This is a genomic window from Thermolongibacillus altinsuensis, assembly GCF_004341205.1.
Lineage (GTDB): Bacteria > Bacillota > Bacilli > Bacillales > Anoxybacillaceae > Thermolongibacillus > Thermolongibacillus altinsuensis.
The window spans coordinates 46809-65794 of sequence record NZ_SLUL01000003.1 but is presented as its reverse complement, the minus strand read 5'-3'; the positions used below and the strand labels follow the sequence as shown (position 1 = coordinate 65794).

At 40.5% G+C, this 18986-nt stretch carries 20 protein-coding genes; 7 read left to right on the top strand and 13 right to left on the bottom strand.

The window, feature by feature from the left end; all coding sequences use genetic code 11:
• Positions 1 to 98: 98 nt before the first annotated feature.
• Positions 99 to 3359, bottom strand: a complete 3261-nt coding sequence (gene dnaE / locus EDD69_RS03230) for a DNA polymerase III subunit alpha (RefSeq protein WP_132947532.1) — start codon at positions 3357 to 3359, stop codon at positions 99 to 101.
• Between the two features lie 113 nt (positions 3360 to 3472).
• On the opposite strand from dnaE, the gene ytrH reads away from it, so the two are divergent.
• Positions 3473 to 3814: a sporulation membrane protein YtrH gene (ytrH, locus tag EDD69_RS03225; protein ID WP_132947531.1), complete on the top strand. Its 342-nt coding sequence runs from the start codon at positions 3473 to 3475 to the stop codon at positions 3812 to 3814.
• Positions 3811 to 4311, top strand: a complete 501-nt coding sequence (gene ytrI, locus EDD69_RS03220) for a sporulation membrane protein YtrI (protein WP_132947530.1) — start codon at positions 3811 to 3813, stop codon at positions 4309 to 4311. Before ytrH ends, ytrI begins: the two co-directional genes overlap by 4 nt.
• A 24-nt stretch (positions 4312 to 4335) precedes the next feature.
• On the opposite strand, the gene EDD69_RS03215 is transcribed toward ytrI, so the two are convergent.
• A complete protein-coding gene (locus tag EDD69_RS03215; protein WP_132947529.1) occupies positions 4336 to 5286 on the bottom strand; it encodes a DHH family phosphoesterase in 951 nt (316 codons plus the stop codon).
• A 101-nt stretch (positions 5287 to 5387) separates the two neighbouring features.
• On the opposite strand from EDD69_RS03215, the gene EDD69_RS03210 reads away from it, so the two are divergent.
• Positions 5388 to 5693: a YtpI family protein gene (locus EDD69_RS03210; RefSeq protein WP_132947528.1), complete on the top strand. Its 306-nt coding sequence runs from the start codon at positions 5388 to 5390 to the stop codon at positions 5691 to 5693.
• A 21-nt stretch (positions 5694 to 5714) separates the two neighbouring features.
• Here EDD69_RS03210 and EDD69_RS03205 read toward each other — a convergent pair whose 3' ends face one another.
• Together EDD69_RS03205 and EDD69_RS03200 are read right to left on the bottom strand one after the other, a co-directional pair.
• Entirely contained in the window at positions 5715 to 7022 is a 1308-nt protein-coding gene (locus EDD69_RS03205; protein ID WP_132947527.1) for a CBS domain-containing protein, read from the bottom strand.
• A gap of 89 nt (positions 7023 to 7111) precedes the next feature.
• Positions 7112 to 7789, bottom strand: coding sequence for a metal-dependent hydrolase (locus EDD69_RS03200; RefSeq protein ID WP_132947526.1), 678 nt, complete (start codon positions 7787 to 7789; stop codon positions 7112 to 7114).
• Between the two features lie 109 nt (positions 7790 to 7898).
• Between EDD69_RS03200 and EDD69_RS03195 the strand changes: the two genes are divergently transcribed.
• Complete coding sequence (locus EDD69_RS03195) at positions 7899 to 8990, top strand: M24 family metallopeptidase (protein WP_132947525.1); 1092 nt, start codon at positions 7899 to 7901, stop codon at positions 8988 to 8990.
• Between the two features lie 23 nt (positions 8991 to 9013).
• Here EDD69_RS03195 and EDD69_RS03190 read toward each other — a convergent pair whose 3' ends face one another.
• On the bottom strand, positions 9014 to 9772 hold the full coding sequence (locus EDD69_RS03190; RefSeq protein ID WP_132947524.1) for an SDR family oxidoreductase: 759 nt from the start codon (positions 9770 to 9772) through the stop codon (positions 9014 to 9016).
• A 99-nt stretch (positions 9773 to 9871) separates the two neighbouring features.
• Positions 9872 to 10009, bottom strand: coding sequence for a hypothetical protein (locus tag EDD69_RS15210; protein ID WP_165871716.1), 138 nt, complete (start codon positions 10007 to 10009; stop codon positions 9872 to 9874).
• Positions 10010 to 10118: 109 nt separating this feature from the next.
• Between EDD69_RS15210 and EDD69_RS03185 the strand changes: the two genes are divergently transcribed.
• A complete protein-coding gene (locus tag EDD69_RS03185) occupies positions 10119 to 10574 on the top strand; it encodes a universal stress protein (RefSeq protein WP_132947523.1) in 456 nt (151 codons plus the stop codon).
• A gap of 24 nt (positions 10575 to 10598) precedes the next feature.
• On the opposite strand, the gene argH is transcribed toward EDD69_RS03185, so the two are convergent.
• Together argH and EDD69_RS03175 are read right to left on the bottom strand one after the other, a co-directional pair.
• Positions 10599 to 11978, bottom strand: coding sequence for an argininosuccinate lyase (gene argH, locus EDD69_RS03180; RefSeq protein WP_132947522.1), 1380 nt, complete (start codon positions 11976 to 11978; stop codon positions 10599 to 10601).
• A complete protein-coding gene (locus EDD69_RS03175) occupies positions 11975 to 13183 on the bottom strand; it encodes an argininosuccinate synthase (protein WP_132947521.1) in 1209 nt (402 codons plus the stop codon). The genes argH and EDD69_RS03175 overlap by 4 nt, the downstream gene beginning before the upstream one ends.
• A 329-nt stretch (positions 13184 to 13512) precedes the next feature.
• On the opposite strand from EDD69_RS03175, the gene EDD69_RS03170 reads away from it, so the two are divergent.
• The gene (locus EDD69_RS03170; RefSeq protein ID WP_132947520.1) at positions 13513 to 13827 is read left to right on the top strand and encodes a hypothetical protein; all 315 of its coding nucleotides are present in this window, start codon (positions 13513 to 13515) and stop codon (positions 13825 to 13827) included.
• 36 nt (positions 13828 to 13863) lie between these two features.
• On the opposite strand, the gene EDD69_RS03165 is transcribed toward EDD69_RS03170, so the two are convergent.
• The 5 genes from EDD69_RS03165 to EDD69_RS03145 all read right to left on the bottom strand — a co-directional run bounded on the left by EDD69_RS03165 (position 13864) and on the right by EDD69_RS03145 (position 18036).
• Positions 13864 to 15057, bottom strand: coding sequence for an acetate kinase (locus EDD69_RS03165; protein ID WP_132947519.1), 1194 nt, complete (start codon positions 15055 to 15057; stop codon positions 13864 to 13866).
• 195 nt (positions 15058 to 15252) lie between these two features.
• Positions 15253 to 16236: a class I SAM-dependent methyltransferase gene (locus tag EDD69_RS03160; RefSeq protein ID WP_132947518.1), complete on the bottom strand. Its 984-nt coding sequence runs from the start codon at positions 16234 to 16236 to the stop codon at positions 15253 to 15255.
• A gap of 105 nt (positions 16237 to 16341) precedes the next feature.
• Positions 16342 to 16848: a thiol peroxidase gene (tpx, locus tag EDD69_RS03155; protein WP_132947517.1), complete on the bottom strand. Its 507-nt coding sequence runs from the start codon at positions 16846 to 16848 to the stop codon at positions 16342 to 16344.
• Positions 16849 to 16942: 94 nt separating this feature from the next.
• On the bottom strand, positions 16943 to 17377 hold the full coding sequence (gene ytfJ / locus EDD69_RS03150) for a GerW family sporulation protein (protein WP_132947516.1): 435 nt from the start codon (positions 17375 to 17377) through the stop codon (positions 16943 to 16945).
• Positions 17378 to 17388: 11 nt separating this feature from the next.
• On the bottom strand, positions 17389 to 18036 hold the full coding sequence (locus EDD69_RS03145; RefSeq protein ID WP_243643030.1) for a DUF2953 domain-containing protein: 648 nt from the start codon (positions 18034 to 18036) through the stop codon (positions 17389 to 17391).
• Positions 18037 to 18164: 128 nt separating this feature from the next.
• Between EDD69_RS03145 and EDD69_RS03140 the strand changes: the two genes are divergently transcribed.
• Positions 18165 to 18968: an NAD kinase gene (locus EDD69_RS03140; RefSeq protein ID WP_132947515.1), complete on the top strand. Its 804-nt coding sequence runs from the start codon at positions 18165 to 18167 to the stop codon at positions 18966 to 18968.
• Positions 18969 to 18986: the final 18 nt, after the last annotated feature.

Sequence of the window (18986 nt, the reverse complement as noted above, 5' to 3'; positions counted from 1 at the left end):
GACAACTGAATCTTCCTCCTTACACAGTGACAACCAAACTGGTCTGACCACCTAACTTCTATAAAAATATAACAAAAAGTGAAAATAGTAAAGCGATTTTATTTTAACGCCACATTCCCTTCTCCTAATAACGCTTTTAATTGTTCAAGGCATTGTTCATCGGCGTGAACTGCATATTCATTTGGGAGTTGAATTTTTCTTCTTTCTTTTTCGTAATATAAAATGACAGGGGTGTGACCGTGATGTTTTTTCAATATATTTTTTAGCTGATGTAAAACATTTGAAGAAACATGGTGTTCATCAATTTTTAAATAAAGGATGGCCGGCTTCATGGCTCGTTGAACAATCAAATGAATTCCATTCGGCCGCCACTCTAATTTTCCTTCTAAATAAACGACTTTCCCCTTTTCTAATACATGGTGAAAGCGATCATAGCAATTTGGAAACACAACGGCTTTCATTTCTTCACTGTCATCATGGATCTTCAAAAACGCCATTTCCTCTCCTTTTCTTGTTCGCGTCCGGTTCACTTCCTCAATATAAACAACCATTTTTCCATACGTTTCTTTCGCCGAAACCCATTCATAGATCGGCTTTGCTCCTAAAAGAGCAAATAAATGTGAAAAGGCTGCAACAGGGTGTGGAGATACGTACGTACCAAGGAGCTCTTTTTCATATTTTAATTTTTCATTCACGGAAAGCGGCGGCGCTTCCACATATTTCGGCTTTAAAGTAAGCGAATCTACCGTCGCCAAAAGTTCAGCATGCTCGATCGCCACATCGATGCTTTGCTGTAACGTTGCACGATCAACGCCGAATTCATCAAAGCAGCCCGCAAAAATAAGCGCTTCAATCATTTTTTTTTGCGATGGTTGAACGGCAAGCCGAATCATAAAATCAAAAAAATCGTGAAATGGCCGTTTTTTTCGCTCTTCGATCACTTCTTTTATAAACGAATAGCTTACATGCTTAATCGCCAATAAGCTATAACGAATCGCTCCTTGCTCAACTAAAAAACGATATCCGCTTTGATGAATGGACGGCCGTAACAGCGCAATGCCTTTTCGGCGAATTTCGTGAATAAGTTCTGTCATTCGCTCTTTATTGCCAACCGAGTTCGTCAACAACGCCGCATAAAAATCACAAGGATAATGCGCTTTTAAATAAGCAAGCACATAGGAAATTCGGCTGTACGCAACCGCATGGCTTCGATTAAATCCGTAATGAGCAAAGCGAACAATAAGTTTATACAATTGTTCGGCAATCACATGGCTATATCCTTTTCGAATGCATCCTTCAATAAAATGTTTTTTCTCATGAACAAGAAGATGAACATCTTTTTTGCTAATCGCTCGCCGCAACAAATCTGCTTCGCCTAATGAAAACCCTGCCATTTTCTCAGCTATTTTCATAATTTGCTCTTGATAAATCAACACTCCATAAGTTGATTGTAAAATTTCTTTTAAGTCATCGTGAAAATAAGTCACTTTCTCTTGTCCGTGTTTTCTTTTGATATAAAGCGGTATTTGCTCCATTGGTCCCGGGCGATAAAGGGCATTGACAGCAACAAGATCTTCAAACGTCGATGGCTGCAGCTGCCGCAAAATTCGTTTCATCCCTTCGGATTCCAACTGAAAAACGCCGAGCGTATCTCCTTTGCTTAACAATTCATACGTTTTCGCATCATCATGAGGAATATCATTGATATTTAGACGCTCTCCCGTCCGCATTTCAATGGATTTTAACGCTTGCTCCAAAATGGTTAAGTTTTTCAACCCAAGCAAATCGATTTTCAACAATCCAATTTCTTCAAGATCATCCATCGCATATTGAGTGACATACATCGTCACTTGTCCGCTTTGCACAGGAACAGCTTCAACAAGCGGTTGAGCACTAATCACAATGCCAGCCGCATGGATGGAAGTATGGCGCGGCAATCCCTCAAGTTTCATAGCCGTTTCAATGAATTTATTTTTTGGTAACGCATGCGCAAATGATTTCAATGAACCATCGCTCTCGGGGATTTTTTTTAACAAACCTTGAATTTCTTCTAATGAAACGTCCAAAACCCGTCCGACGTCGCGAAGCGCTGAGCGGGCACCGAATGTCCCAAACGTAATAATTTGGGCGACATGCTGCTCACCGTACTTATTTTGAATGTAACGAATCACCTCTTCACGCCGATGATCTGGAAAATCAATATCAATATCAGGGAAAGAGATGCGGGCTGGATTTAAAAACCGTTCAAATAAAAGGTCGTATTCAAGCGGATCGATTTGTGTAATTTCAAGCGCATACGCAACAAGTGAACCTGCCGCTGAACCGCGGCCTGGCCCCGTTAAAATTCCCTGCTCGCGCGCAAACTTCATAAAATCGGCAACAATTAAAAAATAGTCGCTAAATTTCATTCTTTTTATGATTTGCAGCTCGTGCTCCATTCGTTTTATATAGCGTTCGGACGGCTGAGAGAGCCGTTTTTTTAATCCTTCCCAACACCATTCAGCCAAATAATCATCCGCTGTTTTCCCATTCGGAACCGGATAACGCGGCAACATCATTGTCCCTAAATTTAGTTCTACGTCACACTGTTCCGCAATTTTGATTGTATTTTCTAACGCTGATGGAATGCGCTCAAACAACCGTTCCATTTCTTGAATCGACTTTAAATAGTATTCGTCATTAGCTAAACGCGGACGATCAGGATCGTTCACTTTTTTTCCGTGCTTCATTGCCAGCAAGCAGTCGTGGGCAAATGCATCTTCACGATCGAGATAGTATACATTATTCGTTGCGACAAGCGGGATGCCGCATTCGACGCTAAATGATGGCAACAATTCAAACAACTGAAGTTCTTGCGGAAGTCCGTGGTTTTGTACACCAAGATAGAAATTTTCACGTTGAAATAATTCTGTGTACAGATGAACCAATTTTTTTGCCTCTTCAAAATAACCGCCAAGAACCAGCGTTTCGATTCGACCTTTCCATCCCGATGTAACGGCAATTAACCCGTTTGTATAATGAGCAAGCTGTTCATGCGAAATAGCCGATTTTTCATTCGTTTGAATGAGGCTTGAAATTTTTAGCAGATTCTTGTATCCTTCGTTATTTTTCGCCAGCAAAATAAGCTGATCGTTTTCTCCTTCTTCATCGAATAGATCAGCAATCATCCCGATAATCGGTTTCAATTGATGTTTTTTACATTCCTTATAAAAAGCAATCGCTCCGTATAGAACGTTCTCATCTGTCAGCGCTAATGCAGGAAAGCCAAGTTCTTTTGCTCGTTTTACTAATTCATCCACTTTGACTGTGCTTGTTAACAAGCTGTAGCCGCTCCGAACTTGAAGATGGACAAAAGCCAACGTTCTTCCCACCTTTTTCTCCAATTTTCTTCATTATAGTCAACAACAAAACACGAAAGCAAAACATACTTGTTCTTTTCGTCCATATACATAATACAAAAGGGGATGAGACAATGGAGATAAAAACCGCGTTTTTGCCCGCGTTCATTCAAAGTTATTTTATCGCGTTGGGAGTATTAATCGGAGGCGCATTGATCGGAGGATTCGGGGCGTTCTTATCCGGTGAACCTCCTTTGACAATGATCTACCGTTTTGCAAACAGCTTAAAAATTTGGGCGCTCATTTCGGCGATTGGCGGCACGTTTGATACATTTTACAGCGTCGAGCGCGGATTCTTTCAAGGCGAAACAAGAGACGTCATTAAGCAATTTTTACTTATTTTATCCGCTACAGGGGGTGCGCAAACAGGAATGACGATCATTCGCTGGTTTACACAGGAGCACGTATCTTCATGAGAATTCCGCCATACTATCGCGACCGCAATTGGCAACGTTTTTTCGTTGGGTTGGCGATCGGTGCCGTCATCAGTTGGTTTGTTTTTTTGCAAATATTCGGAATTCTGCAAGAAGAACAAGTGCGAGAATTGGCGAAACAACAAGATTTAATCAGTGATTTGCAAAACGATTTAAAAATTTGGCAACAAGATTATGTGCAACTGAACAAAGAAAACAAGAAAAAGTTGACGATCCAAACGATTAACGTGCATATTATGAACCACGAACAATATGCGCTTGATTCTTACACCCGTTTTCGTATCGAAGAGAGCATAAAAAAAGATATTCACTACTTAATTGCCAAGGATATTGAAACAGTTTACAAAAGTAAAGAATTGCTGAAAAAAGCCATCGAAAATAAAACATACATCATTGACGATCGCAATTACCGTATTGAAATTGAAACGATTTTATTTTTCACAACGCTTTCGATTGAATTAAAAATAAAGCAACAATAGGCTCCTTGCAGAAGCAAGGCACGCCTATTGTTCCGCTTTGCAAACCGCTTCTAAATCCGCGAGAACTTGTTCCACTTCATCCCATGAATAAATGGATGCCCCTGCCGCAAGCGGATGCCCGCCACCGCGATATTTCTTCGCTACTTCATTGATAACTGGGCCTTTCGAACGAAGACGAACACGAATTTGATCATCTTCTTCGACGAAAAACACCCACGCTTTAATTCCTTCAATATTTCCAAGTATGCTCACGAGCTGCGATGCTTCGGAAGCTGATGCGCCATATTGTTGCAAAATGCTTTTTGAAAGCACCATATGAGCGACTCCGCTTGGTGAAAGCTTGAAATTTTGCAGCACATACCCGCTTAAATGAGCAATATTTAATTTTGTACGATACATGTTTTCGTATAAATCGACAAACGAGAAGCCGTACTCAATTAATTCACTTGCGTATTTAAATGTTTTCGGATTCGTGCTTGGAAAAAGAAAACGCCCTGTATCTCCAACGATCCCTGCGTAAATGAGCCGAGCCGCCTCTTTCGTTAAAACAAGCCCGTGCTCTTTTCCGATTAAGTAAAATTCATAAATCATTTCACTTACTGAACTCGCACTTGTATCTACCCACAAAATGTCTCCATACGGATCTTCATTCGGATGATGATCAATTTTAATCAATTTTTTGCCAAGTCGATAACGTTCATCACAAATGCGCTCTTGGTTTGCTGTATCACATACAATGACAAGAGCATTTTCATACGTTTCATCTGGAATCACGTCCATTTTGCGTAAAAATAGTAACGATTCTTCGTCTTTACCGACCGTATAGACGTTTTTATCAGGAAATGACGCTTTTAAAATTTCCGCAAGCCCTCCTTGTGATCCGTACGCATCTGGATCTGGGCGAACGTGACGATGAATAATAATCGTTTCAAATTGTTTAATCGTTTCAATAATTTCCAATACTTTTCTTTCCATTCCAATTCTCCCTTTTTTATTCAATTAAAACATATTTTTTTATGCGTAGAAAAGATGTAAAATGATACATGGACATTTTTTGACGCGGAGGAATGTTGATTATGCCTGTTCTTGTTATTTTGATTATTTTTTCTCTTTCTTTCTACGTTTATTATAAAATCAAATATTTTCGCAGCAGACGGCCAATTGAACGGCAGTGGATTTCAGCCAAATCAAGCATCGCACTTGGCTCATTTGTCTTTTTCTTTGCGTTGAATCAATTTTTCTTACATCGAACAACGGTTTCTTTTATTGTTGGGATCGTTTTCTTACTTGTCGGCGGCGGAAGTATTTGGGCCGGCTATCGCGCTTACAAACATTACCTTCCTCTCGCCATTAAAGAGGCGGAAGAAGCTCAAACAAAATGAGGCTGCGATCAGGCAGCCTTTTTATCTTTCAAGAAGTTGACACATCATTAACGCTTTTCCAACAACGGTTCCTTCGTTATATACTTCAACATCCACTTTTCCAAATTTGCGACCAATCTCTAACAACTTCGGCTTTATTTCAATCACGCTATCAATTTGTACAGGCTTAATGAAATAAATGGTAATATTCTCGACGACTAAATCTCCCCGCTTATGCAAGCGCAATGCGCGCGTCGCTGCTTCTGTCACGATCGTCGTAAAAACTCCGTACGATAACGTCCCTAAATAATTGGTCATTTGCGGCGTAATATTGCAACGGAAAACTTCTTCGTTTGTTTGGTTTAAAAATTGACTCGTGACAATATCGTCGATTGTTTCACCGACTTGCGGCTGTCTTTGCGTCATTTGAAGCGCCTTTAACACATCTTGACGACTAATAATCCCTTGCAATCGATTGTACTCATCGACAACCGGCAATATTTCAATTCCTTCCCATACCATCATGTGAGAGGCCGAAGCAACCGATGTTTTTCCGCTAACGGTAATGGGGTTTTTCGTCATCACTTTATCAATCGGCACATCGCGCTCATATCCCATAATATCTTTTGCCGTGACGATTCCTTGCACTTTTAATTGCTCATCGATGACTGGAAAGCGGCTATGTTTTGTTTGTTGATTCAGTTCATACCAGCGCTGAACACAATCGGTAATATATAAATAAGCTGTTTTTTCAAACGGCGTCAAAATATCTTCAACAAGAACGATTTCCTTTTTAATTAATTGGTCGTAGATGGCGCGATTGATCATCGTTGCAACCGTAAACGTATCATAGCTCGTTGAAATGATCGGAAGTTGCCGTTCATCGGCTAATCTCTTCACATGCTCTTCCGTATCAAAACCGCCCGTAATTAGTACGCCTGCTCCTGCTTCAAGAGCTAGTTCATGCGCTTTTGTCCGGTTCCCGACGATCAATAAGTTTCCTGCGCCTGTATAGCGCATCATCGCTTCTAGCTTCATCGCGCCAATGACAAATTTGTTGAGCGTTTTATGTAACCCTTCACGCCCTCCAAGCACTTGTCCATCAACGATGTTGACCACTTCTGCATACGTCAATTTTTCGATGTTTTCTTTTTTCTTTTGCTCGATGCGAATCGTTCCCACACGTTCAATGGTGCTGACGTATCCTTTATTCTCTGCATCCTTAATCGCGCGATATGCCGTTCCTTCGCTCACGCCCATCTCTTTCGCAAGTTGACGTACCGATATTTTCTCTCCTACAGGAAGGCTTTGAATATATTGCAAAATTTGTTCATGTTTTGTAATCGTCAAGTTTATCCACCCTTTAATCGATGATTTACTACTTTCATTATAAGGGTGTCGATTCGCCCATTCAATGAAGCATTGCACAATTTTATGCTTTATAGCTCGATGCTTTCACCGACATTCAATACTTTTCCAACGCCTTCGAGCATCGCTACAAAACGATGCGGGTCTTGCTCGATGACTGGGAACGTATTATAGTGAATCGGAACAACCGTTTTTGCTTTTAACCATTTTGCCGCAATCGCTGCTTCTTCAGGCCCCATCGTAAAATTATCCCCAATCGGTAAAAACGCCACATCAATGTCATGCAATTCACCAAGCAATTTCATATCAGAAAACAAGGCTGTGTCCCCTGCGTGATAAATCGTTTTTCCTTCCGCTGTAAACATGATGCCGCTTGGCATGCCTGTATACACAATTTGCTTATTTTCTTCCACATAACTTGAGCCGTGAAACGCTTGTGTTAATTTCACCTTTCCGAATTCAAAGGCAAATGAACCGCCTATATGCATTGGATGAACGTTAACGCCTTGCCAGCTTAAATACGTCGCTAATTCATAAGGTGCGACAACTAATGCATTATTGCGCAGAGCGAGATTGACAGTATCCCCAACATGATCGTTATGACCATGGGTAAGCAAAATAACGTCCACTTTCACATCTTCTGCTTTTAAATCCGTTTTCGGATTTCCTGTAATAAACGGATCGATCAAGATCGTTTTTCCATTTGTTTCGATTTTGACAACAGAATGGCCGTGATACGTTAACTTCATTGCAAAAACCTCCTCATTTTGTTTTTATTATATAACGTTTCTTCATTTGTTTTCTATTTCCTTCTTTCTTGTTGCGTGGTAATCTTGATAAAGAAAGGATGTGAATAAAATGGAGAGAGTTAAAAAAATTCAACATTGGTTAAAAGAAAATGATATTTCATGGGCTTTTATTACATCAACTCCAAACGTCTTTTATTTCAGCCATTTTTACAGCGATCCTCACGAACGTTTATTAGCCATCGCCATTTTTCAAGAAGAAGAACCGATTTTAATTTGTCCGCAAATGGAAGTCGCTCAAGCCAAACAAGCAGGATGGGCTTATGAAATCATCGGTTATGACGATACTGAAAACCCGTGGGATCTTTTACAAAAGCGCATTGCTAAACGAGAGATCGTCACCGAACGGATTGCGATTGAAAAAGAACACATGACCATTGCTCGATTAGAACAATTGCAAGCGCGTTTTTCAAACGCATCGTTTATCGATATAACCGAAAAGGTTCGATCCATTCGAATGATTAAAGATGAAAACGAGCTTCGGATTTTGCGCCAAGCCGCTGAATTAGCAGATCTTGGCGTCGAAATCGGCGTTCGTTCATTAGCAGAAGGCAAAACGGAATTAGAAATTGTAGCGGCAATCGAATACGAACTTAAGAAAAAAGGAGTTCGCTCCATGTCGTTTGCGACAATGGTTCTCACAGGAGAAAATAGCGCGGCTCCTCACGGCGTTCCTGGAACAAAAACCATTGAGCGCGGCCATTTTGTTTTATTCGATCTTGGCGTTGTGCTTGATGGGTATTGCTCCGATATTACAAGAACGGTCGCATTCGGTTCAGCAACTGCACAACAAAAGGAAATATACGAAACCGTTTTAAAAGCGCAACTGGCTGCCATTCACGCTTGTCAAATCGGTCAAAAAATTGGCCAAATCGATAAGGCAGCGCGAACAATCATTGAACAAGCCGGATATGGCGCATACTTCCCGCACCGCGTCGGCCATGGGTTAGGAATCGATGTCCATGAATATCCTTCTATGAACGAAACGAACGAAATGACGCTTGAAAAAGGGATGGTATTCACCATTGAGCCGGGCATTTACGTTCCTTCTATTGGCGGCGTGCGAATCGAAGATGATATTTATATGACTGAAAATGGTCCGATGATTTTGACTAATTATCCAAAAGAACTACAAATTATTTAGGCTGTCTGAACGACAGCCTTCTCCTATCGATAACGGTGAATAACGTCAACTCCCCCTGTCACTTCAATGATCGCTCCTGTAATCATATCCGAATCTTCTTCGCATAAAAAATCGATCACACGCGCAATATCTTCTCCTGTTCCTGAACGGCCAACAGGAGTAGCGGCATCTTTAAATTGGCGCGAATAGGCAATCGTTGCCTCTTTCATGTCTCCTAAAATATTTCCCGGACAAATCATATTTGCGGTAATTCCATATTCCGCCTCTTCAAGCGCAATCGTTTTTGTCAGCGAAACAAGGCCTACCTTTGCTGCACTAAAAGCTGCGCGAGTGACCCATCCAGGAGCATGTTCGGCTCCTTGAAAACCGTATGTAATAATACGTCCGAAACGTTGTTTACGCATAATCGGAATGGCTCGTTTAAAAAGATGAAACACTGCGCTTAAATTCCCTTCAATCATCTCATACCATTCTTCATCTGTATAATCCGCTAACTTTTTTCTTTCAAAAATATACGGACCTGCGTTATTAATTAAAAAATCAATTCGGCCAAAACGTTGAACCGCTTCATCGACAAGGCGAATTAAATCTTCCTTTTTTGTCACATCCCCTTGAACAAATTGAAGCCGATCTTCCGCATGCCGATAAGCTTCTTTTAATGACTTTACCGCATTTTCATCACTTCGATAGTTGACGGTTACCGAATATCCTTTTTCAAGCAACCGTTCTGTTACCTTCCTACCAAGCCCCTTCGTTCCAGCCGTAATAAGGGCATGTCGCACAAGTGATCCCCCCATACAACATCATTATTTTTTATCGTACTACAAAATGGCTCAGGAAAACACGTTTCACGCTCTACTTTATAAATGAAAAAAGAGGCTTTATCGCCTCTTTTCCTCGCCATCATCCGTTCTTTGCTCGATTACTCCGCTTGCGTAAGCATTTGTAATTTGTTCGTTAATTTCAGCTACTCCTTCTTCGTCGTAATACAATATTTCCTTCTCTTCTTTTTCACGCATGTTTTTTCTCCTTTTCCAGAAAATTTTCGACAATCAGTAGTTTTTGTTTTGATCAAAATGATATACTTAAATTGGGGAAAAATTTTTTTCTTGGGGGAGTGTGGAAACAATGAATACAAAGTACAAAAAAATTTTAGTCGCTGTTGACGGTTCAAAAGAAGCGGAATGGGCGTTCAAAAAAGCGATCGAAATTTGCAAACGAAATGATGCAAGCTTAGTTCTTTCTCATATTATTGATGTCCGTTCCTTTGCAACCATTGAAGCATATGATCGCTCAATTGCCGAGAGAGCAGAAAAATTTGCCAAAGAGCTGTTAGAAGAGTACAAAAAGCAAGCGCTTTCATCCGGAGTCAAAGAAGTTGTTACAGATATTGAATACGGTTCACCAAAAGTAAAAATCGCAAAAGAAGTGGCACCAAAATACGAAGTTGATTTAATCGTTTGCGGTGCAACGGGAATGAGTGCTGTTGAACGTTTCCTCATTGGAAGCGTTTCCGAACATATTACGCGCTACGCCAAATGCGACGTTCTTGTTGTACGCACGCCAAAAGAATTTGAAGAATAAAATGAAAAAACTCCGTAGTTGATGCTACGGAGTTTTTAATTTTTGCTTCGCTTTTTCAATCGCTTGACGCACTTCGGCAAAACCGGTGCCCCCTGCGCTATTGCGGCGATTGACAGCCGTATATGGACGGAGCGCTTCATAAATATCTTCTTCAAACAGCGGTGATGCTTCTTTATAAACGGAAAGCGGTAAATCTGCTAAAAATCCCCCTTTTTCAATGCACGTTAGCACCAATTTTCCAACGATTTCATGAGCCTCGCGGAACGGTACTCCTTTTTTCGCTAAATAATCTGCTAATTCTGTCGCGTTCGAAAAATCTTGTTTTGTCGCTTTTTCCATGACGTCTGTATTTACTTTCATGGTCGCGATCATACCGGAAAAAATTTTAAGGGAGCCGATTACTGTTTGAACGGTATCAAACATTCCTTCTTTATCTTCTTGCATGTCTTTGTTATAAGCAAGCGGCATTCCTTTCATGACGGTCAATAAAGCAAATAAGTTTCCATACACTCTTCCTGTTTTGCCGCGAATGAGTTCCGCCATATCCGGGTTTTTCTTTTGCGGCATAATGCTGCTTCCCGTTGCAAATGCATCATCGATTTCGATAAACTGAAATTCTTGACTTGACCAAAGAATGAGCTCCTCACAAAATCGCGATAAGTGCATCATGAGTATCGAACTATTGCTTAGAAATTCAATGATAAAATCACGATCACTCACCGCATCGATGCTGTTTTCATAAATGCCATCAAACCCGAGAAGTTCAGCAGTGAGATGGCGATCAATCGGAAATGTCGTACCCGCTAACGCTCCAGCACCAAGCGGTGATTTGTTAATTCGCTTTAAAGACTCCGTAAATCGCTCGCGATCTCGCTCCAACATCCAAAAATATGCCATTAAATGATGAGCAAACGAAATTGGCTGAGCCCGCTGCAGATGCGTATAGCCGGGAAGAATCGTTTCCACATGCTCCTCTGCTTTTTCAATAATGACCGTTTGCAATTGTTTAATCAATTCAATGATTTCGTTCACTCGCTTACGCAAATATAAATGCATATCGGTTGCCACTTGATCGTTGCGGCTTCTCGCTGTATGCAGCTTTCCACCAACCGGACCGATTTCGTCAATGAGCATTTTTTCAATATTTAAATGAATATCCTCATAAGCAACCGAAAACTCGAGTTGTTGTTTTTTCGCTTTTTCCAAAAGCGTGAGCAATCCTGCTTTAATTTTTTCGACATCTTCCTTCGGCAAAATGCCGCATTTTCCAAGCATCGTCACATGAGCAATGCTTCCTTCGATATCTTCTTCGACTAATTGTTGATCAAAATGAATCGATGCACCAAATTCATCGACCCATTCCTCTGCCGTTTTCGTAAATCGTCCTCCCCAAAGCTTTTTCACGCGTTCACCTTCTTTTTATTGTTCACGATGCTATACACTTTTGTCGGTAAGCCAAATAGAGAAATAAACCCGACAGCCGCTTGATGGTCAAACTCATCTTCTGCCGTATAAGTCGCCAATTTCTCATCATACAACGAAAACTCAGATTTACGTCCTTCAACAATGGCGTGTCCTTTAAACAATTTCACACGCACAACGCCTGTCACGTTCTTTTGCGTTTCTTTCAAAAATGCTACCAACGCATCTTTTAACGGCGAGAACCAAAGACCGTTATAGATCACTTCTGCTAACTTCTGCTCAATAAGCGGTTTGAAGTGCGCCACTTCTTTTACAAGCGTTAAGTCCTCCAACTCTTTATGTGCTTTTATTAATGTAATCGCTCCAGGACATTCATACACTTCACGCGATTTAATGCCGACAAGGCGATTTTCGACATGATCAATGCGCCCAACACCGTGCTTTCCAGCGATCGCGTTCAACTCAAGAATAAGCTGAGCGAGCGAATATTCCTTTCCATTCAATGTTTTTGGTACACCTTGCTCGAAGCCGATTTCAATGATTTCCGGCACATCTGGTGTATTCTCAAGCGCAGCCGTTAATTCATATGCTTCTTCCGGAGGAGCCGCCCATGGATCCTCTAAAATGCCGCATTCGTTGCTTCTTCCCCACAAGTTTTGGTCAATCGAAAACGGGCTATCCAAATCAACAGGAATTGGAATTCCATGTTTCTTTGCATACTCAATTTCTTCTTCGCGCGACCAGCTCCACTCACGTACAGGAGCAATCACCTCTAAATTTGGATTCAACGCTTGAATCGAGACTTCAAAACGCACTTGGTCATTTCCTTTTCCTGTACAACCGTGCGCAACCGCCACAGCTCCTTCCAATTCAGCCACTTCTACTAATTTTTTAGCAATGAGCGGGCGGGACAACGCGGAAACAAGAGGATATTTTCCTTCGTAAAGCGTGTGCGCTTGAAGGGCAACGAGCGCATATTCATTCGCAAACTCTTCTTTAGCGTCAATGACATACGATTTTACCGCTCCGACTTTTAGCGCTTTTTCTTTAATAAATTCAAGATCTTTTCCTTCACCAACATCCAAACAACAAGCGACAACATCGTATCCTCTCTCTTGCAGCCACTTGATCGCCACCGATGTATCTAAACCGCCAGAATAGGCTAACACAATTTTTGGATTTGCCATGTTTCTTTCCTCCTTAAAGAATAAAAATACTTAATAATTAATAATTATTCATTTAAATATATTACCAATTTATCAGCTATTTTCTTTTTTTTCAATAGTTATGATAAAAAATTTTAAAATTGGCTTATTTTCTTTCTTTTTAGTAAAATAGTGAATATATGATAAGCTTAATTTTCCGACATGAACAAGCTTTTCTGCTTCTAGCATGCCGGGGCGGCAAAATTTTTCTTGCCACCTATGGCAGAAAAGCGGTCTTCTATTCATGATGAGATATGTCGGACTCAACTTGAATCTATAAAGTAACCAAAGCAAAAATGGGGGAAACCTAGATGAAAGGCTGCTTTATATACGATGAACGTTTAGGAATCCGTTTGCCAAAATTGGAGAAAGAGTGGGAAACATATTCCAAGCAAGAACAAGAAGAAATTTTACTAGAGTGGGAGACGATTCGCGGGAAAATTCCTGATCGAATTGTTGAACTAGAAAAGTTAATTAATAAAAAACAAGCACAATTAGGCGAAGAAAGCGATTTTATTCGTTCGTGCGCATTAAATTCCGAAATCGCTGAACTCGCTTCGATCATCAACGATTTATGGATTTGGTATCGGATGAATCAAACCGTTTCAGGGCGGATACATCAATAAAAGAAAAAGCTCTTCCAAAAACGGAAGAGCTTTTCCTTACACTAAATTCGCTAATCTTACGACGTCGCGTGCAATCATGACTTCTTCATTCGTTGGGATGACAAGCACTTTTACAGGAGAGTGCGGATAGCTAATGAACGCTTCTTTGCCGCGCACTTTGTTTAAAGCTGGATCCCAGTAAACGCCCATAAACTCAAGTCCGCGCAATACTTTCGCACGAACAACTTCGCTGTTTTCACCAATTCCGGCAGTGAAAATAATCGCATCGACACCGCACATGCGCGCTGCATAAGAACCGATGTATTTATGGATGCGGCCTGCAAATACTTCAAGCGCTAACTCCGCTCGTTCATTTCCTTCTGCCGCCGCTTTCTCAATGTCGCGTAAATCGCTAGACAAGCCAGAAATACCAAGCATTCCGCTCTTTTTATTTAAAATATCAATGACTTCTTCAGCTGTTTTTCCTGTTTTTCGCATAATATACGGAATTAATGCAGGGTCGATGTTACCAGAGCGCGTTCCCATCGCTACACCTGCAAGCGGCGTAAAGCCCATTGACGTGTCAATTGATTTTCCGCCTTCAACAGCTGCGATGCTCGCTCCGTTTCCTAAGTGGCAAGAAATTAAGCGAAGCTGTTCAATTGGGCGCCCGAGAAGTTCAGCAGCGCGCTGCGTTACATATTTATGTGACGTTCCATGGAAACCGTACTTGCGAATACCGTATTTTGTATAGTACTCGTATGGCAAGCTATATAAAAACGACTTCTCTGGCATTGTTTGATGGAATGCCGTATCAAACACCGCTACCGCTGGAACGTTTGGCAATACTTCGCGAAACGCTTTAATTCCAACCACATTCGCTGGGTTGTGCAACGGTGCTAAATCAGAAAGCTCCTCGATTTCTTTTAACGTTTCATCTGTAATTAAAACAGAGTCGCTAAACTTTTCTCCACCGTGAACGACGCGATGGCCAATTCCTTCAATTTCATCAAACGACTGAATAATTCCTAATTTAATCAGTTTGTCAAGCAGCATTTTGACCGCTACTGCGTGATTGCGAATCGGTGTTACTTCTTGAATTTTTTCGCCGTTCACCGTGATATTAAAAATAGCATCTTCAAAACCGATGCGCTCAACCAATCCTTTTGTTAACACTTCTTCACTTGGCATGTCAAACAATTGAAATTTTAGCGAAGAACTACCCGCATTAATGGCAATGACTTTTGGCATCGTTTAAAACAGCTCCTTTAAAATCCTTCACGTTTATATTGTATGCAAATAATCAAAATTCATCTGTACCTTTCTCATTTTACGGGTCGTTTATTGTCATTTTCAAGTGCATCGACCTTAAGAAAACGCTTTCTTTACATATTCGTTATATTCTGAAGTTTTAAAAAAACAAGCTGGTCATAAAGCCAGCTTGTTTTACCGTTCTTCGCTAAACCATTGATCGATTTTATGCATCATCGCTTGCATCGCTTCTTTGTTTGAAAAGCGCGGAAGCTCAGCAAGCAACGCTTTTTTCGGTGCTTTTGCGTGTTCTCCTTTTTTCTGTAAAATAAAAATGCTTTTTGCCGCTTTTTCATTTTTAAATAACGACAGCGGAAGCTGCAATAAACCTTGAATGAACGTTTCTTCCTTGATCAGTTCGTGCAATTTCCCCGATTGGTCAGTTGTAAATAATGAGTTCGGAATAAGGAAAAATAAATAAGCCCCTTCTTTCGCATAGCGAATGCTTTGTTCAATAAATAAGTAATGAGCATACGAATGACCTTTCTCCGCTTTTAGCCGGAAATGAGAAGCTTGTTCATCATTTGGATAGTACCCAACAGGCAAATCACATACGATGACATCGGCGGGATCGACAAACAGCGGCCGCAAGCTATCTTGATGAAACAATTGAATCGGATGTTTTTGTAGATTCGCGTTCACATAAGCAAGCTGCAACAATAAATCATCCACATCGACACCATAGCTTTTTACCTGTTTTCCCGATAATTGATTGATGACAGCGGTTAATAAATTCGCTGTTCCGACTGCAGGGTCAAGAATGGATAACGTAAAATATGTTTTTGTAAACTTATCAACTAAATATCCAATGAATAAAGCGACCGCATCCGGCGTCATTTGGTGATGCGGTTGTGTATGTTCTTTCATGCCTTTTAAAACCGCTAACTGAAATGCCTTGCGAATTTGCTCGTTTGTAAAGCTTTCTAGCTGAATGGATTCATACTCTTTTTTTAGACGTTTTTTTGAAAGTTCGCTTACTTCTTCTTGCAACACGTCTCCGTGAAACAAATTTTCTCCTGTTTCAGCTACCGCTTCTAAATAAGAACACTTTAATTCTTCTTGCAACACTAACGCTGTATGATCAAAAACGGTAAATAATCGTTCAATTGGAGAACTCACCAGTTTCTCTCCTTTCTTGACAACATGTCCGAAACTTTATTTTATTGAATTTCAACGAAAAAGGCTATCCCTTTTTTCGAGATAGCCTACTATCCAATATGGCGTTTATTGCCCGCTTGCTGCTTTCGCTGCTTCAATTGCCGCTTCGTAGTTTGGATGGTTCGTCACTTCTGGAACGTATTCAACGTAAGTAATGCGATCGTTGCGATCAACGACAAAGACCGCACGCGCAAGCAAACGCAATTCTTTTATAAGAACGCCGTACGCTTGCCCAAACGATACGTCGCGATGGTCGGACAACGTTTGTACATTTTCAATTCCATTCGCTGCGCACCAACGCTTTTGCGCAAATGGCAAATCAACGCTAATCGTTAACACTTTCACGCCATCTAGTTTAGCGGCTTCTTCGTTAAAACGCCGTGTTTGCGCATCGCATACTCCTGTATCGATGGATGGCACAACGCTAATTAAACGGACAAACCCTTTTGTATCAGCCAACGTTACTTCAGATAAATCGTTTGCCAATACTGTAAAGTCAGGAGCAACATCTCCTACTTTCACTTCATTTCCAACTAACGTAACAGCATTTCCTTTGAATGTAACATTCGCCATGAATAAGCCTCCTCATAAAATTATGTATAGATAAAATTATGTATAGACCCATCATAACGTTAATATCAAAAAAATTCAATTATTTATAATGAAACTAAATATCAAAATCAATCTCTTGCTTTTCTTTTAGCTTTGCTTCTTGCTTCTCTTTTTTGTTAAACATCTGTTGAATTTTTTCAATTGCCTGCGGAGCAAGGTCAAGAATTTTTTCATATAAGTGTGTGCTTTCATCGACATGAAGAAGTTTCACACCTGAAGCGTTGACAATTAAAAAAGCGATTGGTGTAATCGATACACCTCCGCCACTCCCTCCACCAAACGGATGATTGTCTTTCTCATTTTCTTTTACAGTTGCTGGCATAAATTCCGTACCGCCCGCCGCAAAGCCAAATCCAACTTTTGAAACAGTTAAAATCACGCTTCCGTCTGGCGTTTCAACCGGATCACCAATAATGGTATTGACATCGATCATTTGTTTTAAATTTTCCATTGCTGTTGTCATTAGCCCTTGAATTGGATGCTCACTCATCGGACTCCCTCCTAATAGCTTTCGACTTTATTCGCTGACCATGAGCGTATTTTCCAATGTTTTACGATTCGTAGTCCTGCTAATATAGCATATCCGATTCGAAAGCGAATCATACATATAAACTCTGTGCGTGATATCGCCGCTTGAAAGTGCGGAATAAGCTCAATGGAGGGGGAAGCTTCTAATCTCATATACTTGCTGATGATTCCAATGATTCCATATTTTAATGACCAACCTAACCCGACCAACATTCCTGTTTTCGCGGCATCTCCCGTACCCACATGAGTATGCCATTGAAATTGTGTCACCGATACATTGGAGAGAAATTTTTTGATGGTCACATTCAAATGAACAATTTGTTCGATTTTTTCTTTTACTTTTTTTAGCATTTTGATCGTATCTTTAGGCGTATATGTTTTCTTTTTATCTTTTCCACCGCTTTGTTTTTGTTCCGTCACAACGCCAACGGTTTGTGAAGAAAGCTGAATAAGCGGAACGCTTACTCGATAGCGAATAAGACCGAAAAATGTTCGAAATGTTATCCGTAATTGATCATCATCGTTTTCATGTCGAAATTGAATCGTAATTCGTATATTCATGAATGAAATCATAACAATAAAAACGAGTAAAGAAAGTATTACGATCAAAATCGTCTTCACAAACGTTACACGCTCCTTCCTCATGCCATTTTCGACAAAAATAAAGAAAAATAAACGAATCAACTCGCAACCAATTGAAAATAGATGGTAAAATAAGAAATGATTAGACTTTCACGGAGGTGTCGAATATGACCGAGCGCCGCAACAAAATTTATTTTTTTCACAAACACGACGATGAAACAACGAAGCAAGTTCAGCCTCTTATTCAACTAGCCAAACAGTATGATTTTAATGTGGTTGATGACTACAAAAAAGCAAACATTATCGTCAGCGTTGGCGGAGACGGAACGTTTTTACAAGCCGTCCGTAAAACCGGTTTCCGCGATGATTGTTTGTACGCCGGCGTATCCACTCTTGGTTCTTTAAGTATGTATTGTGATTTTCACATTCATGATACCGAGAAAATGATCGAAGCAATGACAAATGAGCAAATTGAAGTTCGAAAATACCCGACCATTCAAGTATCCGTTAACGATTCGATTTCATTTTATTGCTTAAACGAATGTTCGATTCGCTCAAGCATTATCAAAACATTCGTCATGGATGTGTTCATTGACGATCTTCATTTTGAAACGTTTCGCGGCGATGGAATGATTATCGCTACACCGACAGGGAGCACTGCTTACAACAAATCCGTGAATGGAGCGGTCGTTGATCCGATGCTTCCGTGTTTCCAAGTAAGCGAGCTTGCGTCATTAAACAATAACCGTTACCGTACGCTTGGATCTTCATTCATTTTAAGCGGTCAGCGAAAGCTTACATTAAAACTCGCTCAAGACGGAAATGACTATCCAATTATTGGAATGGACAACGAAGCATTAAGCATTCAACATATTGAAAAAATCGAAATTACATTAAGCGGCAAAGTCATTAAAACCGTTAAATTAAAAGACAATTCTTTCTGGGAAAAAGTCAAACGAACATTTTTATAAAGAAAAGAGGCTCCATCC

Bases quoted from the DNA above. Each gene is read 5' to 3' on its own strand.
- EDD69_RS15210 (WP_165871716.1), bottom strand. From the start codon at position 10,009: ATGCGTGAAAAAGAAGAGAAGGAAATATTGTATTACGACGAAGAAGGA.
- EDD69_RS03195 (WP_132947525.1), top strand. From the start codon at position 7,899: ATGGAGAGAGTTAAAAAAATTCAACATTGGTTAAAAGAAAATGATATT.
- EDD69_RS03185 (WP_132947523.1), top strand. From the start codon at position 10,119: ATGAATACAAAGTACAAAAAAATTTTAGTCGCTGTTGACGGTTCAAAA.
- EDD69_RS03165 (WP_132947519.1), bottom strand. From the start codon at position 15,057: ATGCCAAAAGTCATTGCCATTAATGCGGGTAGTTCTTCGCTAAAATTT.
- ytrI (WP_132947530.1), top strand. From the start codon at position 3,811: ATGAGAATTCCGCCATACTATCGCGACCGCAATTGGCAACGTTTTTTC.
- ytfJ (WP_132947516.1), bottom strand. From the start codon at position 17,377: ATGAGTGAGCATCCAATTCAAGGGCTAATGACAACAGCAATGGAAAAT.
- EDD69_RS03170 (WP_132947520.1), top strand. From the start codon at position 13,513: ATGAAAGGCTGCTTTATATACGATGAACGTTTAGGAATCCGTTTGCCA.
- EDD69_RS03215 (WP_132947529.1), bottom strand. From the start codon at position 5,286: ATGGAAAGAAAAGTATTGGAAATTATTGAAACGATTAAACAATTTGAA.
- EDD69_RS03140 (WP_132947515.1), top strand. From the start codon at position 18,165: ATGACCGAGCGCCGCAACAAAATTTATTTTTTTCACAAACACGACGAT.
- EDD69_RS03200 (WP_132947526.1), bottom strand. From the start codon at position 7,789: ATGAAGTTAACGTATCACGGCCATTCTGTTGTCAAAATCGAAACAAAT.
- tpx (WP_132947517.1), bottom strand. From the start codon at position 16,848: ATGGCGAATGTTACATTCAAAGGAAATGCTGTTACGTTAGTTGGAAAT.
- ytrH (WP_132947531.1), top strand. From the start codon at position 3,473: ATGGAGATAAAAACCGCGTTTTTGCCCGCGTTCATTCAAAGTTATTTT.
- EDD69_RS03175 (WP_132947521.1), bottom strand. From the start codon at position 13,183: ATGGCAAATCCAAAAATTGTGTTAGCCTATTCTGGCGGTTTAGATACA.
- EDD69_RS03210 (WP_132947528.1), top strand. From the start codon at position 5,388: ATGCCTGTTCTTGTTATTTTGATTATTTTTTCTCTTTCTTTCTACGTT.